13 protein-coding genes are annotated in these 14,220 nt (G+C 65.3%); 6 read left to right on the top strand and 7 right to left on the bottom strand.

Annotation, left to right across the window (positions count from 1 at the left end; all coding sequences use genetic code 11):
- Positions 1 to 14 precede the first annotated feature (14 nt).
- Positions 15 to 659 carry a TetR family transcriptional regulator gene (locus DB032_RS10350; protein WP_107799414.1) on the bottom strand — a complete coding sequence of 215 codons (645 nt, stop codon included), beginning with the start codon at positions 657 to 659 and terminating at the stop codon, positions 15 to 17.
- Between the two features lie 57 nt (positions 660 to 716).
- Here DB032_RS10350 and DB032_RS10345 point away from each other — a divergent pair, with 57 nt between their 5' ends.
- The gene (locus DB032_RS10345) at positions 717 to 2,363 is read left to right on the top strand and encodes an acyl-CoA dehydrogenase family protein (RefSeq protein WP_107799413.1); all 1,647 of its coding nucleotides are present in this window, start codon (positions 717 to 719) and stop codon (positions 2,361 to 2,363) included.
- 7 nt (positions 2,364 to 2,370) lie between these two features.
- Here DB032_RS10345 and prpF read toward each other — a convergent pair whose 3' ends face one another.
- The 6 genes from prpF to prpB form a co-directional block, all read right to left on the bottom strand.
- Positions 2,371 to 3,561: a 2-methylaconitate cis-trans isomerase PrpF gene (gene prpF / locus DB032_RS10340; RefSeq protein ID WP_107799412.1), complete on the bottom strand. Its 1,191-nt coding sequence runs from the start codon at positions 3,559 to 3,561 to the stop codon at positions 2,371 to 2,373.
- Positions 3,562 to 3,613: 52 nt separating this feature from the next.
- Positions 3,614 to 3,952, bottom strand: a complete 339-nt coding sequence (locus tag DB032_RS10335; RefSeq protein ID WP_107799411.1) for an endonuclease domain-containing protein — start codon at positions 3,950 to 3,952, stop codon at positions 3,614 to 3,616.
- Positions 3,953 to 4,762: 810 nt separating this feature from the next.
- A complete protein-coding gene (acnD, locus tag DB032_RS10330; RefSeq protein ID WP_370445195.1) occupies positions 4,763 to 7,372 on the bottom strand; it encodes a Fe/S-dependent 2-methylisocitrate dehydratase AcnD in 2,610 nt (869 codons plus the stop codon).
- 52 nt (positions 7,373 to 7,424) lie between these two features.
- A complete protein-coding gene (prpC, locus tag DB032_RS10325) occupies positions 7,425 to 8,573 on the bottom strand; it encodes a 2-methylcitrate synthase (protein WP_107799410.1) in 1,149 nt (382 codons plus the stop codon).
- A gap of 32 nt (positions 8,574 to 8,605) precedes the next feature.
- On the bottom strand, positions 8,606 to 8,935 hold the full coding sequence (locus DB032_RS10320; RefSeq protein ID WP_107799409.1) for a cupin domain-containing protein: 330 nt from the start codon (positions 8,933 to 8,935) through the stop codon (positions 8,606 to 8,608).
- On the bottom strand, positions 8,922 to 9,809 hold the full coding sequence (gene prpB, locus DB032_RS10315; protein ID WP_107799408.1) for a methylisocitrate lyase: 888 nt from the start codon (positions 9,807 to 9,809) through the stop codon (positions 8,922 to 8,924). Before prpB ends, DB032_RS10320 begins: the two co-directional genes overlap by 14 nt.
- Positions 9,810 to 10,102: 293 nt before the next feature.
- Here prpB and rpoE point away from each other — a divergent pair, with 293 nt between their 5' ends.
- The 5 genes from rpoE to DB032_RS10290 all read left to right on the top strand — a co-directional run bounded on the left by rpoE (position 10,103) and on the right by DB032_RS10290 (position 14,073).
- Positions 10,103 to 10,702, top strand: a complete 600-nt coding sequence (gene rpoE, locus DB032_RS10310) for an RNA polymerase sigma factor RpoE (protein ID WP_043641588.1) — start codon at positions 10,103 to 10,105, stop codon at positions 10,700 to 10,702.
- A gap of 2 nt (positions 10,703 to 10,704) precedes the next feature.
- On the top strand, positions 10,705 to 11,229 hold the full coding sequence (locus DB032_RS10305) for a sigma-E factor negative regulatory protein (RefSeq protein WP_107799407.1): 525 nt from the start codon (positions 10,705 to 10,707) through the stop codon (positions 11,227 to 11,229).
- Positions 11,230 to 12,189 carry a MucB/RseB C-terminal domain-containing protein gene (locus DB032_RS10300; protein WP_107799406.1) on the top strand — a complete coding sequence of 320 codons (960 nt, stop codon included), beginning with the start codon at positions 11,230 to 11,232 and terminating at the stop codon, positions 12,187 to 12,189.
- A gap of 229 nt (positions 12,190 to 12,418) precedes the next feature.
- Positions 12,419 to 13,837, top strand: coding sequence for a DegQ family serine endoprotease (locus DB032_RS10295; RefSeq protein ID WP_107799405.1), 1,419 nt, complete (start codon positions 12,419 to 12,421; stop codon positions 13,835 to 13,837).
- On the top strand, positions 13,834 to 14,073 hold the full coding sequence (locus tag DB032_RS10290; protein WP_107799404.1) for a glutaredoxin family protein: 240 nt from the start codon (positions 13,834 to 13,836) through the stop codon (positions 14,071 to 14,073). Before DB032_RS10295 ends, DB032_RS10290 begins: the two co-directional genes overlap by 4 nt.
- Positions 14,074 to 14,220 lie beyond the last annotated feature (147 nt).

Below are 14,220 nucleotides of genomic sequence, written 5' to 3'. Positions count from 1 at the left end.
CCTTTCCCGCGGTTTCAGCCCAGGCAGGCCTTGAGCGCCGCTTCCAATTCCGGGCGCAGGGCCGCGAGATCCGCGGTCGGCCCTTGGGTCAGCAAGGCCTGCGAAATGCTTCCGTAGCAAAGACAGTGAGCCATGCGCGCGGCGGCGTCCAGCCGCGGCGGCGGCTCGGCGGCGGCGGCCAATGCGGCGCGCCAGATGTCCACGTATTGCTGGTAGTGGCGGCGGTAGGCGTCCATCGGGGAGACCCGGCGCTCCAGCAGGAACAGCGCGTTCCAGGCCGGCGCCTGGCGTTGGATCGTGTCCAGTTGCAAGGCCAGCAGCGCGGCGGCGATATCGCGACGATCCGCGCCGCGGCGGGCGGCGGCGCATTGGCGCAGCGCGCCGGCCAGCGCGTGCACATGCTGATGGATGCACAGCGCGGCCAGGCCGTCCATATTGCGCACGTACTGATAAAAGGTGCCGACTGCCACGCCGGCGACGGCGGCCACCTCGCGCACCGTGGTTTTGGCGTAGCCGCGCGTGAGCAAAACCTGAACAAAGGCCTGTTGCAGCGCGATCAGGCTGGCGCGCGAACGCGACTGGCGCGGACGCCGGCGCGTGGCCGGCGCGGCCTGTTCGGCTTGCTGCGCCGCGGTGGGGGAAACCCGAACATGTCGCATCGCCGCTTTCCTTATACTTTCGTCATGGCCGCGAACGCGGCGCGAGGAGACGGAACGATGATCTGGCAAACCCATGAAGTGAGCAACCAGTACGAAGAACTGGCGGATTACTCGCTGTACGACAGCGACCCGGCCTTGCGCGAGGCGCTGCGGCGCGCCGACGCGGGCTGGGCCGAGGCCGGGCTCTGCGCCTACGGCGAGCGCCTGGGGCGGGCGGACAGCTTCGAACTGGCCGAGCAAGCCAACCGCCATGCGCCGGAGTTGCGGGCTTTCGACCGCCGCGGCCGTCGCGTCGACCAGGTGGATTCCCACCCGGCCTGGCACCAGTTCTTGGCGCTGTATCGTGAGCAAGGCCTGGTGAGCCTGCCTTTCGACAGTCAGCGGCCGGGACGCTGGACCGCTGCGATGGCCGGCCTCTATCTGCATGGCCAGGTGGAGGCCGGCAGCTTGTGCCCGGCGACGATGACCCAGGCCGCCATTCCCTTGCTGCGGCGCGAGCCGGCGCTGTGGGCGCAGCTGGGCGACAAGCTGTTCAGCCGCGTTCACGACAGCCGCGATCTGCCGCTGGAACGCAAGACGTCGGCCTGGATAGGCATGGGCATGACCGAGAAGCAGGGCGGTTCCGACGTGCGCGCCAACACCACCCAGGCGACGCCCTTGGGCGCCGGGGGCCGCGGCGGAGAATACCTGCTGCGCGGCCATAAGTGGTTCTGGTCGGCGCCGATGTGCGACGCCCATCTGGTGGTGGCCAAAACCGCCGACGGCGCGCCGTGCTGCTTCTATCTGCCGCGCTGGCGGCCGGACGGCGAGCGCAACGCGGTGCGGATCCAGCGCCTGAAGGACAAGGTGGGCAATCGCAGCAACGCCGGTTGCGAGGTGGAGTTCCAGGACGCTTGGGGCGTGCTGATCGGCGAGGAGGGCCGCGGCATTCCCACCATCATCGAAATGGCCGGCTACACCCGGCTCAACTGCGTGATCGGCAGCGCCGCGCTGCTGCGCCAGGGCGCGGTGCAGGCGCTGGCCTACGCGCGGCGGCGCATGGCCTTCGGCAAGCGGCTGGCCGAGCAGCCGCTGATGCGCGCGGTGTTGGCGGACCTGGCGCTGGAAAGCGAGGCGGCGCTGCAATTGGCGGCGCGCTTGTCCGAGGCCTTTGAACGAGAGGATGAGCCGGCGCAGCGGGGTTGGAAGCGCATCGTCACGCCGGCGGCCAAGTTCTGGGTGTGCAAGCGCGCGGTGGAGCTCAGCGGCGAGGCGATGGAAGTGTTCGGCGGCAACGGCTATGTCGACGGACCGATGGCGCGCCTGTATCGCGAAGCGCCGTTGAATTCGATCTGGGAGGGCTCCGGCAATGTGATGTGCCTGGATCTGATCCGCGCGCTGCAGCGCGAGCCCGAAGCCTGGCAGGCGCTGCTGGAGGATTTGGCCGGCCTGTCCGGCGGCGAGCCGGCGCTGGCGGCGGCGCTGGCGCAATTGCGCCAGATGGCCGCCAGGCCGGCCGAGCTTGAGCCTTTGGGGCGGCGTTTCGCCCAATTGCTGGCGCTGACGGCGCAGGCCTGCCTGCTGGCGCGCCATGCGCCGTCGGCTTCGGCCCAGGGTTTTATCGCCAGCCGTTTGGACGACGGGCAATGGGGGCGGGTGGCCGGCGCGCTGAACGGAAGCCGGCTGGATATCGAGGCTATCCTGCAGCGCGCCTTGCCGGTCTGAGTCGGACTCAGAGCGCGTCGCCCGGCACCCGCACCCAACCCTCCATCAACACCCGCGCGCTGCGGCTCATCACCGCCTTGGTCACGGTCCAGGCGCCGTTTTCCTGACGGGCTTCGGCGCCGACGCGCAAGGTGCCGGACGGATGGCCGAAGCGCACCATCCGGCGCTTGCCGCCGCCGGCGGCCAGGTTGACCAGGGTGCCGGGGATGGCCGCGGCGGTGCCTATGGCCACCGCGGCGGTGCCCATCATCGCGTGATGCAGTTTGCCCATGGACATGGCCCGCGCCAGGAGGTCGATGTCGGCGGCGCGCACCGGCTTGCCGCTGGAGGCGGTGTAGTCGGCCGGCGGCGCGACGAAGGCGAGTTTGGGCGTGTGCTGGCGGCTGGCGATTTCTCCCAGCGTTTCGATCAACCCCATCTTCAGCGCGCCGTGGGCCCGGATGGCCTCGAAGCGCGCCAGCGCCACCGGGTCGGCGTTGATCGCGTCCTGCGACTCGGCGCCGCTGTAGCCGATGTCGGCGGCCTTGACGAAGATGGTGGGGATGCCGGCGTTGATCAGCGTGGCCGGGAAGACGCCGACGCCGGGGACTTCCAGCGTGTCCACCAACTGGCCGGTGGGGAACATCGCGCCGCCGTCGCCATCGCCTTCATCGGCCGGGTCCAGGAACTCCAGCGCGATCTCGGCGGCGGGGAAGGTGACGCCGTCCAGCTCGAAATCCCCGGTTTCCTGCACCTGGCCTGCGGTGATGGGCACATGGGCGATGATGGTCTTGCCGATATTGGCCTGCCAGATGCGCACGCTGCACACGCCGTTGGCGGGAATGCGCGCCGGATCGATCAGGCCGCCGGCGATGGCGAAGGGGCCGACCGCGGCGGACAGATTGCCGCAGTTGCCGCTCCAGTCGACGAAGGCTTTGTCTATGCCGACCTGGCCGAACAGATAATCGACGTCGTGGCCCGGGCGGGAGGAGGGGGACACGATCACGGTCTTGCTGGTGCTGGAGCTGGCCCCGCCCATGCCGTCTATCTGCTTGCCGTAAGGGTCCGGGCTGCCGATCACGCGCAGCAGCAGCGCGTCGCGCGCCGCGCCCGGCCGGCGCGCGGCCTCCGGCAAGTCCTGCAAACGGAAGAACACGCCCTTGCTGGTGCCGCCGCGCATATAGGTGGCGGGGATGCGGATCTGGGCAGACTGAGTCATATGCTGTTTTTCCTGTGCTTGCGGCGGTTCCGTGGTCGGGACGCCGCTGTGTTCATTGTGTCCGGGCGTTTAGCGCTTGCCAGATCGCTTCTAGGACCGCGTCCTGATTGTGCAGAATATCGTTGTTCCAGAAGCGCATGACTCTGAAGCCCTGCGCCTGCAGCCAAGCGTCGCGAGCGGCGTCGCCGCGGCTTTCATGATGCTGGCCGCCGTCCGCCTCTATGATTAGCCGCGAGCCGAAGTGGACGAAATCGACGATGTAGGGGCCGATCGGCTGTTGGCGGCGGAATTTCTCGCCGTTCAGCCGGTGGGCGCGGAGCCGCTTCCAGAGTCGCTGTTCGGCATCGGTCATATTGCGCCGTAAGGACTTGGCGAAATCGAGCTGGCGCATACCCCTCTCCCCAACCCCTCTCCCGCAGGGGGAGAGGGGCTTGCTGAGCTGCTGACAGTTAGCCTGCGTGCCTTACCTTGTTGGCAAACCAAGCGAGGGAATCGTCGGCTCACGCCATAAATAAAATGAAGTTGAAAGTCCCCTCTCCCGCGAGGGAGGAAGGGCTTGCTGAGTTGCTGACAGTTAATCTGCCTACCTTACCTTATTGGCAAACCAAGCGAGGGAATCGTCGGCTCATGCCATAAATAAAATGAAGTTGAAAGTCTTCCCCTCCCATGAGGGAGGAAGGGCTTGCTGAGTTGCTGACAGCTAACCTGCCTACCTTACCTTATTGGCAAACCAAGCGATGGAATCGTCGGCTCGTGCCATAAATAAAATGAAGTTGAAAGTCTCCCCTCCCGCGAGGGAGGAAGGGCTTGCTGAGTTGCTGACAGTTAACCTGCCTACCTTACCTTAATTGGCAAACCAAGCGATGGAGTCGCTGGCTCGTGCCAGAAATAAAATGAAGTTGAAAGGCTCCCCCTCCCGCGAGGGAGGAAGGACTTGCTGAGTTGCTGATAGTTAACCTGCCTACCTTACCTTATTGGCAAACCAAGCGATGGAGTCGCTGGCTCGTGCCAGAAATAAAATGAAGTTGAAAGTCTCCCCCTCCCGCGAGGGAGGAAGGGCTTGCTGAGTTGCTGACAGTTAACCTGCCTACCTTACCTTATTGGCAAACCAAGCGATGGAATCATGGGCTCATGCCATAAATAAAATGAAGTTGAAAGTCACCCCTCTCCCCTTGAGGGAGAGGGGCCGGGGGAGAGGGGTTCAGCCTCCCTCCCCCTCCAAAAAGTCCTGGGCGAAACGCTGCAGCACGCCGCCGGCCTCGTAGATCGACACTTCTTCCGCGGTGTCCAGCCTACAGGTCACCGGCGCTTGTTCCGTGCTGCCGTCCTTGCGGTGGATCAGCAGCGTCAGCTCGGCGCGCGGCTGGCGCTGGCCGATCACGTCGTAAGTCTCGCTGCCGTCCAGCGCCAGCGTCTTGCGATTGACGCCGGGTTTGAACTCCAGCGGCAGCACGCCCATGCCGATCAGATTGGTGCGGTGGATGCGCTCGAAGCCTTCGGCGACGATGGCCTCTACGCCGGCCAGGCGCACGCCCTTGGCCGCCCAGTCGCGCGAACTGCCCTGGCCGTAGTCGGCGCCGGCGACGATGATCAGCGGCTGCTTGCGCCGCATATAGGTTTCGATCGCCTCCCACATCCGCATCGTCTCGCCTTCCGGCTCCACGCGCGCCAGCGAGCCCTGGCGCACCGAGCCGTCTTCGTTCAACACCATTTCATTGAACAGCTTGGGGTTGGCGAAGGTGGCGCGCTGCGCGGTCAGGTGATCGCCGCGGTGGGTGGCGTAGGAGTTGAAGTCCTCCTCCGGCAGGCCCATTTTCGCCAGGTATTCGCCGGCCGCCGAGTCCAGCAGAATGGCGTTGGAAGGCGACAGGTGGTCGGTGGTGATATTGTCCGGCAGCAGGGCCAGCGGACGCATGCCGCGCAGCGTGCGCTCGCCGGCCAGCGCGCCCTCCCAGTACGGCGGGCGGCGGATATAGGTGGACTGCGGCCGCCATGCGTACAGCGGGCTGGCCTTGGCGGCGCCGTCGCGCCGGATGGCGAACATCGGCTCGTAGACCTGGCGGAAGTGTTCGGGCTTGACCGCCCGGCGCAGCACCGCGTCTATCTCCGCGTCGTCCGGCCAGATGTCCTTGAGCCGGATCTCCTTGCCGTCGGCGACGCCGAGCACGTCTTTCTCGATATCGAAGCGCATGGTGCCGGCGATGGCGTAGGCGATCACCAGCGGCGGCGAGGCCAGGAAGGCCTGTTTGGCGTAGGGGTGGATGCGTCCGTCGAAGTTGCGGTTGCCGGACAATACCGCCGTCGCGTACAGATCGCGTTCCACGATCTCCTGTTGGATCTTGGGCTCCAGCGCGCCGGACATGCCGTTGCAGGTGGTGCAGGCGAAGGCGACGATGCCGAAGCCCAGCTGTTCCAGCTCGGACAGCAGGCCGGCTTCCTTCAGATAGAGCTCAACCGCCTTGGAGCCGGGCGCCAGCGAGGACTTGACCCAGGGTTTGCGGACGAGGCCCAGCCGGTTGGCCTTGCGCGCCAGCAGGCCGGCGGCGATCACATTGCGCGGGTTGGAGGTATTGGTGCAGCTGGTGATGGCGGCGATGATCACCGCGCCGTCCGGCATCAGGCCCTGGGCTTCCTGCGCGCGCGCCTGCGCCAGATTGACGGCGATGCCGCGTTCGGCCAGCGCCGACACCGGCAGCCGCTTGTGAGGGTTGGACGGGCCGGCCAGGTTGCGGCCCACGCTGGACAGGTCGAAGCGCAGCACTCGCTCGTACACGACGTTTTGCAGCGTGTCGGCCCACAGGCCGGCGGTCTTGGCGTAGCTTTCCACCAGCCGGACCTGCTCATCGCTGCGGCCGGTCAGCTTCAGATAGGAGAGGGTCTGCTCGTCGATGAAGAACAGCGCCGCGGTGGCGCCGTACTCCGGCGCCATATTGGAGATGGTGGCGCGGTCGCCCAGGGTCAGCGCCGCGGCGCCCGGGCCGTAGAACTCCAGATATGCGCCCACCACTTTCTGCTGGCGCAGGAATTCGGTCAGCGCCAGCACCACGTCGGTGGCGGTGATGCCTGGGCCGGGCTTGCCGGACAGTTCCACGCCGACGATGTCCGGCAGCCGCATCCAGGAGGCGCGGCCCAGCATCACGTTTTCCGCTTCCAGACCGCCGACGCCGACGGCGATCACGCCCAGCGCGTCCACGTGCGGGGTGTGGCTGTCGGTGCCGACACAGGTGTCCGGGTAGGCCACACCGTTGTCGGCGTGGATCACCGGCGACATTTTCTCCAGATTGATCTGGTGCATGATGCCGTTGCCGGCGGGGATCACGTCGACATTGTCGAAGGCGCTCTTGGTCCACTCGATGAAATGGAAGCGGTCTTCGTTGCGCCGGTCTTCGATCGCGCGGTTCTTTTCGAAAGCCTGCGGGTCGAAGCCGCCGCATTCCACCGCCAGTGAATGGTCGACGATCAACTGCACCGGCACCACCGGATTGACCTGGGCCGGGTCGCCGCCCTGATCGGCGATGGCGTCGCGCAGGCCGGCCAGGTCCACCAGGGCGGTCTGGCCCAGGATGTCGTGACAGACCACGCGCGCCGGAAACCAGGGGAAATCGCGCTCGCGCTTGCGATGGGCGATTTGCTCCAGGCAGTCGCCCAGCAGCGCCGGTTCGCAGCGGCGCACCAGGTTTTCGGCGTGGATGCGGCCGGTGTAGGGCAGTTGCTCCCAGGCGCCGGGGCGGATGGCGTCGACGGCGGCGCGGGCGTCGAAATAGTCGAGCCCGGTGCCGGGCAGGGGAATGCGGTAAGCGGAATTCATCATGTCTTGGCCAATTTGAAAATCAGGGGCGGGGGCGCGACGGCCCCCGGTCCGGTCAGCGCTGTTCCAGCGGCACGAAGACCTGGTCTTCCGGGCCGACGTAATTGGCGCTGGGGCGGATGATCTTGCCGTCCTGGCGCTGCTCGATCACGTGCGCGCTCCAGCCGCTGGTGCGGGCGATGACGAACAGCGGGGTGAACATGGCGGTGGGCACGCCCATCATGTGGTAACTGACCGCGGAAAACCAGTCCAGATTGGGAAACATCTTCTTGATGTCCCACATCACGGTTTCCAGCCGTTCGGCGATGTCGAACATCTTGCTGTTGCCGGCGGACTTGGACAGTTCGCGCGCCACGTCCTTGATCACCTTGTTGCGCGGATCGGAGATGGTGTAGACCGGGTGGCCGAAGCCGATCACCACTTCCTTGCGCTCCACGCGCTCGCGGATGTCGGCCTCGGCGTCGGCCGGGCTTTCATAGCGCTGCTGGATGTCGAAGGCCACTTCGTTGGCGCCGCCGTGCTTGGGGCCGCGCAAGGCGCCGATGGCGCCGGCGATGGCGCTGTGCATGTCCGAACCGGTGCCGGCGATGACGCGGGCGGCGAAGGTGGAGGCGTTGAATTCATGCTCGGCGTATAGATTGAGCGAGGTGTGCATCGCGCGCACCCATTCCTGAGACGGTTTTTCGCCGTGCAGCAGGTGCAGGAAGTGGCCGCCTATGCTGTCGTCGTCGGTTTCCACCTCGATGCGCTTGCCGTTGTGGCTGAAATGATGCCAGTACAACAGCATCGAGCCCAGGCTGGCCATCAGCCGGTCGGCGATGTCGCGCGCGCCGGCCTGGTTGTGATCGTCCTTCTCCGGCAGCGCGCAGCCCAGCGCGGACACGCCGCTGCGCATCACGTCCATGGGATGGGCGCTGGCCGGCAGCGCCTCCAGCACCGCCTTCACCGCCGCCGGCAGGCCGCGCAGCGATTTCAGCTTTTTCTTGTAGCCGACCAGCTCGGCCTTGTTCGGCAGCTTGCCGTGAACCAGCAGATAGGCCACTTCCTCGAATTCGCAACGGCCGGCGAGGTCGAGGATGTCGTAGCCGCGGTAGTGCAGATCGTTGCCGCTGCGGCCCACGGTGCACAGCGCGGTATTGCCGGCGGCGACGCCGGACAGGGCTACGGATTTCTTGGGTTTGATGCCAACAACGGTTTCGCTCATGTTTTTCTCCTGATCGCAGACCTGCGGAATGATTATTTTTCGTAGAAAACGGCCAGCCAGACGCTGTCCCGCTCCGGCTCGGTCCAGGCCACCCGGTGCCGGCGACGCGCGGGGATGGCCACGCAATCGCCCGGTTTCAGCCTGAGACGCCGGGGCGGGTCCTGGTATTCCAGTTCCGCCGCGCCGGACAGCAGCAGAACCCATTCATCTTCGTCCTGTTCGTACCAGAATCCCTCCGGCGAAGCATGGCCGCGCGAGACGATGCGCTCGACGCGGAAGCCTTTTGCGCCGCTGAATAAAGTCTGCAGCAACTCTTCCGGCAACTGCGCCGGGATGTCGCCAAACAGATTATTCGGCACCATGGCCTTCCTGGCGGAACAGCGCGTCCAGCTTTTGTTCGTAGGCGTGGTAGTCCAAGTGCGCATAAAGATCGGCGCGAGTCTGCATGGTGTCCAGCACCGCCTGTTGGCCGCCGTCGCGGCGGATCGCGCCGTAGACGTCGAGCGCGGCCTGGCTCATCGCGCGGAAGGCGGACAAGGGATAGAGCACCAGGCCGACGCCGTGTTCGCCCAGCTCGCGGGTATTGAACAGCGGGGTGGCGCCGAACTCGGTGATATTGGCCAGCACCGGCACTTTCACCGCCTCGGCGAAGCGGCGGTACATGGCCAGATCGGTCATCGCCTCCGGGAAGATCATGTCTGCGCCGGCCTCGACGCAGGCAACGGCGCGCGCGATGGCGGCGTCCAGGCCCTCCACCGCCAGCGCGTCGGTGCGCGCCATGATCACGAAGCCGTCGTCGCGGCGCGCGTCCACCGCCGCCTTGACTCGGTCCGCCATTTCCTCCTGGCTGACGATGGCCTTGTTGGGGCGATGGCCGCAGCGTTTTTGCTGCACCTGGTCCTCGATATGCACCGCGGCGGCGCCGGCCTTCTCCAGGCTGCGGACCGCGCGGGCGATATTGAAGGCGCCGCCCCAGCCGGTGTCGATGTCCACCAGGAGCGGCAGTTCGGTGACGTCGGTGATGCGGCGCACGTCGATCAGCACGTCTTCCAGCGTGGTGATGCCCAAGTCCGGGATGCCGCAGGAGCAGGCGGCCACGCCGCCGCCGGACAGATACAGCGCCTTGAAGCCGGAGTGCTCGGCCAGCCGGGCGGCGTAGGCGTTGACCGCGCCCACCACCTGCAAGGGCTGTTCTTGTGCTACCGCCAGACGGAAGCGTTGGCCGGGAGTGCTCATCGCGTTGGATTCCTAAAAGTTGCGGAGAAACGGCAAAGCCGTGAAGTCTGAAACTATTTGGCTTTGCATTGTTATCTTTATGTCATTCAAGCAAGTGCTTGGTAGGAGTGTAAGGGCTGGTTTGAGCGCTGGCAATACGGTTAAAACAAATGTTCAAGTTTTGTTCGAGGTCTGTTATGTTTCGCTGCTGAATCGCGTGGGGGAACTCATCGCAAGCGCGGTGGTCTAGTCACAGTCCACATACAACGACCACAAACACGACTAGTGGGCAAATCAGGGAGCATAACAACGACATGAGTGATCGGGATCTCGATCAACAGTTGGTGGAGCGTGCCCAGCGAGGTGAAAAAAGAGCTTTCGATCTGCTTGTTGCCAAGTATCAGCGACGTCTCGCCAGGTTGTTGTCGCGGTTTATCCGCGACGGCGCAGACATCGAGGATGTGACGCAAGAGGCGTTTGTCAAAGCGTATCGTGCCTTGCCGTCGTTTCGTGGCGAGAGCGCGTTTTACACATGGCTGTACAGAATCGGCATCAATACTGCCAAGAATTTCCTTAGCGCCTCCGGACGTCGTCCGGTGGTCAACAGCGAGATAGAGGACGAGGACGGCGAGAGCTTCGACATGGCGTCGCAGCTGCCCGACCTGAACACGCCCGAAACCGAGCTGATGAATAAGGAGATTCTGGCAACGGTCAATGCCGCCGTGGAGGCTTTGCCGGAGGAACTAAGAACCGCAATTTCGCTCAGGGAAATGGACGGTCTATCCTACGATGAAATCGCCAAGGTGATGGATTGCCCGATAGGCACCGTGCGCTCGCGGATTTTCCGGGCGCGCGAGGCGATTGCTGCCGAGCTCAGGCCTTTGCTGGATACGGCCAAGAACAGAAGGTGGTAGGTATGAAAGAAACGATATCCGCGATGATGGATGGCGAACTGGACGACTCTGACATAGGCAGAGCCATCGCCTCCATTTCATCTGACAAGCAACTGGATGCCGCCTGGGGCGAGTATCACTTGATTGGCGACGCGATGCGCGCCAACCGCATGGTTGCGCTCAATGTGCGAGAGCAGGTCGCCAGCCGGCTGGCGGACGAGCCCACGGTGCTTGCGCCGCGGCGCTGGTTGCGCCCGGCGCGCGGCCGCGCCGCAGGCGGGGTGGCCTTGGTCGCCAGCGTCCGCACCGCAGGCGCGGTGGCGCTGGCCGCCAGCGTGAGCTTCGCCGCCGTAGTGGGCTGGCAGCAGCTCTCGCACCGCGGCGAGCCGGCCTCGCTGGTGGCGGACAAGGGCGTGCCGGTGCAAGTGGCCCAGCCGGCGCAAGCCAGCCAGCCCGAGCGCGACGACCCCTATCTGCTGGCTCATCAGGAAGTGACCTCCGAACAAGGCAATATGAAAGTATCCTACGGAAACGGAGCTCGCCGTTAAATGCGTGTAATTCCTCTGATCAGTTTGATGGTTGTGGCGGCCGCGCCTGCCGCCCATGCAGAGGATGACTGGCAGCTGCTGCGCAATGTGGCGGCTGCCGGACGCCAGCAGGCGCTGAACGGCACCTATCTGCACCAGATGAACGGCACGCTGGAAACCTTCCACATCGTCAGGGAAGGCCAAGGCGAAGCCATGCGGGAAAAGCGGACGTCCTTGGACGGGCCTTCCCGCGAAATTGTCCGCAAAGGCAATGAGCTGGCCTGTTTCGCGCCGGACAAGAAAGCCTTGAACGCGGCCAAGATCAGCGCGATGCGCCTGTTTCCGGCCTTGCTGCCGGAGGACATGAGCGAGATCAACCAGTCGTATGCGCTCAAGCACGTGGGCAGCGACCGGGTGGCTCAGCGCGATTGCAATCTGCTGGAGCTGCGGCCCAAGGACAGGCAGCGCTACAGCCTGCGCATGTGCGTGGAGCCGCTGACCTCGCTGCCTTTGAAGATGGTGACCTTGTCGCCCAAGGGCGAGGCGGTGGAGCAGTTCACCTTCACCGACATCGACCTGAACGGCCCCAAGGACAAGCGAGCCTATCGGCCCAAGTTCGCGCAGAAGTTCCTGCTGCGCTCCGGCGGCGCGTCGACGCCGCAGGCCGGCGCGCAAGTGGACAACGATGTGTCCGGGCTGCCCAATGGCTTCCATCTGCTGCGCTCGGTGCAGCGCAGTCTGCCGGGCCAGGCGGGCAAGTCGGTGCGCCACATGGTGTATTCCGACGGCTTGGTGATGCTGTCGCTGTTCGTCGAGACGCAGCCGGAAGGCGCGCGGCTGGAACGCAGCAGCAATCTGCACGGCGCCATCAATATGGCCACCGGTCCGCAAGGCAGCTACCAGCTGACCGCGGTGGGCGATATGCCCGAGCCGGCGATGATGGGGCTGCTGAAAGGGTTGAAAGTCAGCCTCAAGCCATGACGGCCAAGCTCGTGGACGTTCCTGCAAGCCCATCCGGAGGCCCGGCCTCCGGCGGCGCACTTGCGCGGAACGGACCGGGCGGCGCCGGCGCCTTGACGCCGGCTTTCCAGTTTTTCTCGGCGGCGAACGCCGCGGCCGGGCGCCTGGCGCGCGGCCGGTTCGACGCTGAAATTCCCCAGCCGGCTTCCGCCGGCGCGTCTCAAACACAACATATCAAGATGGAGCGCTCATGCCGGTTAAAAAACTGATTGTTTCCGCCATGCTGGCGGCCTCTATTATGGCGGGCGCGGTGCCCGCTGCAATGGCCGCGGAACTGCCGGACTTCAGCCAGATTGTCTCTAACGAGGGCAAGGCCGTCGTCAACATCAGCACCAAGTCCACGGTGCGCGAGGTCAGTAACGATCTGCCCGAGGGCATGAGCGGCGACCCCTTCTTTGAATTCTTCCGTCGTTTCGCGCCGCCGCGCGCCCAGGAGCGGCAAGAGTCGTCGCTGGGTTCCGGCTTCATCATTTCCGCCGACGGCTATGTGCTGACCAATGCGCACGTGGTGGCCCGCGCCGATGAAATCACCGTCAAGCTGACGGACAAGCGCGAGTACAAGGCCAAGGTGATAGGCTCCGACGCCCGCACCGACGTGGCGCTGCTGAAGATTGAGGCCGACAAGCTGCCGGTGGTGCGCCGCGGCGACGCCAACGCCTTGAAAGTGGGCGAGGGCGTGTTGGCCATCGGCTCGCCGTTCGGCTTCGAGAACACCGCCACTTCCGGCATCGTCTCCGGCAAGAACCGCATGCTGCCGGATGAAACCTTCGTGCCCTTCATTCAGACCGACGCCGCGATCAACCCCGGCAATTCCGGCGGCCCGCTGTTCAACGCCAGGGGCGAAGTGGTGGGCGTCAACTCCCAGATCTTCAGCCGTTCCGGCGGTTTCATGGGCATTTCCTTCGCCATCCCTATTGACGTGGCGATGGACGTGGTGGCTCAGCTGAAGGCCAAGGGCCATGTCAGCCGCGGCAAGATCGGCGTGGTGATCCAGGAGTTGAGCCAGGATCTGGCCGCCTCCTTCGGTCTGGCCAAGCCGGCCGGCGCGCTGATCAACGCGGTGGAGCCGGGCGGGCCGGCGGCCAAGGCCGGCGTCAAGCCCGGCGACATCATCCAGCAAGTGGACGGCAAGCCGGTTGAATCCGGCTCCGATCTGCAGCGGCTGATCGGCAGCATTCCGCCCGGCAAGCCGGTGACCTTGGGCCTGTGGCGCGCTCGCGCCGCGGTGTCGGCCAAGGTGGTGCCGGTGGAGCAGCAGGATCAGGACCCGAGGCTGGCGCAGCGCGAATACCGCGGCTCGCAGCAGGAACGTCCGGCCGAGCAGAGCTTCTCGCAGATCGGCTTGCGGCTGCAGGTGCTGAATCCGGCGCAGTTGCAGCGCGCCGGCATCAAGTACGGCCTGCTGGTGCGCGGCGCCAATAATGTGGCGATGCGCGCGGGCATTCAGCCGGGCGACGTGATCGTGGGCATCGGCAGCGAGCCGCTGGCCAATGTCGAGCAGCTGAAGTCCGCCTTGTCCGCGGCCAAGAAGGGCTCGTCGATCGCGCTGCAAGTGCTGCGCCAGGGGATTACCCAGTTCATCCCGCTGCCGGTGGGCGACGGCAAGTGAGGCTGACGCTGTATTTCCGCGAATACTGCAGCTTGTGCCATCAGATGCTGGCCGAGCTGCAGCCCTGGCGCGAGCGGTACGGCTTCGAGCTGGACGTCGTCGATGTCGACGCCGACCCGGAGCTGGAGCGCCGCTTCAACGAACTGGTGCCGGTTCTGATGGCGGATGAGACCGAAATCTGCCATTGGCGCCTGGATCAGGCCGCATTGGCTGCACATTTGGGCGAAATCGGCTAAAATCCGCGCCAGTGTGAGTTTATATCGGGGGCACTTGGGTGCCCCCGCTTGCTGGATGGGCTGTTAACGGCTTTAGAGGTCGCAATCCTGATGATGAGCCGCTTTCATCAGGCCCGCGGCTTCCATCGGCAGTTCCGGGCACGCTAG

This window comes from Chromobacterium sp. Panama, from assembly GCF_003052555.1.
Classification (GTDB): domain Bacteria; phylum Pseudomonadota; class Gammaproteobacteria; order Burkholderiales; family Chromobacteriaceae; genus Chromobacterium.
The sequence above is the reverse complement of the archived record's forward strand: the minus strand, read 5'-3'. Positions and strand labels throughout refer to the sequence as shown.

Bases quoted from the DNA above. Each gene is read 5' to 3' on its own strand.
- DB032_RS10300 (WP_107799406.1), top strand. From the start codon at position 11,230: ATGCGTGTAATTCCTCTGATCAGTTTGATGGTTGTGGCGGCCGCGCCT.
- DB032_RS10345 (WP_107799413.1), top strand. From the start codon at position 717: ATGATCTGGCAAACCCATGAAGTGAGCAACCAGTACGAAGAACTGGCG.
- DB032_RS10295 (WP_107799405.1), top strand. From the start codon at position 12,419: ATGCCGGTTAAAAAACTGATTGTTTCCGCCATGCTGGCGGCCTCTATT.
- DB032_RS10350 (WP_107799414.1), bottom strand. From the start codon at position 659: ATGCGACATGTTCGGGTTTCCCCCACCGCGGCGCAGCAAGCCGAACAG.
- rpoE (WP_043641588.1), top strand. From the start codon at position 10,103: ATGAGTGATCGGGATCTCGATCAACAGTTGGTGGAGCGTGCCCAGCGA.
- DB032_RS10320 (WP_107799409.1), bottom strand. From the start codon at position 8,935: ATGGTGCCGAATAATCTGTTTGGCGACATCCCGGCGCAGTTGCCGGAA.
- acnD (WP_370445195.1), bottom strand. From the start codon at position 7,372: ATGATGAATTCCGCTTACCGCATTCCCCTGCCCGGCACCGGGCTCGAC.
- DB032_RS10305 (WP_107799407.1), top strand. From the start codon at position 10,705: ATGAAAGAAACGATATCCGCGATGATGGATGGCGAACTGGACGACTCT.
- prpB (WP_107799408.1), bottom strand. From the start codon at position 9,809: ATGAGCACTCCCGGCCAACGCTTCCGTCTGGCGGTAGCACAAGAACAG.
- prpF (WP_107799412.1), bottom strand. From the start codon at position 3,561: ATGACTCAGTCTGCCCAGATCCGCATCCCCGCCACCTATATGCGCGGC.
- prpC (WP_107799410.1), bottom strand. From the start codon at position 8,573: ATGAGCGAAACCGTTGTTGGCATCAAACCCAAGAAATCCGTAGCCCTG.
- DB032_RS10335 (WP_107799411.1), bottom strand. From the start codon at position 3,952: ATGCGCCAGCTCGATTTCGCCAAGTCCTTACGGCGCAATATGACCGAT.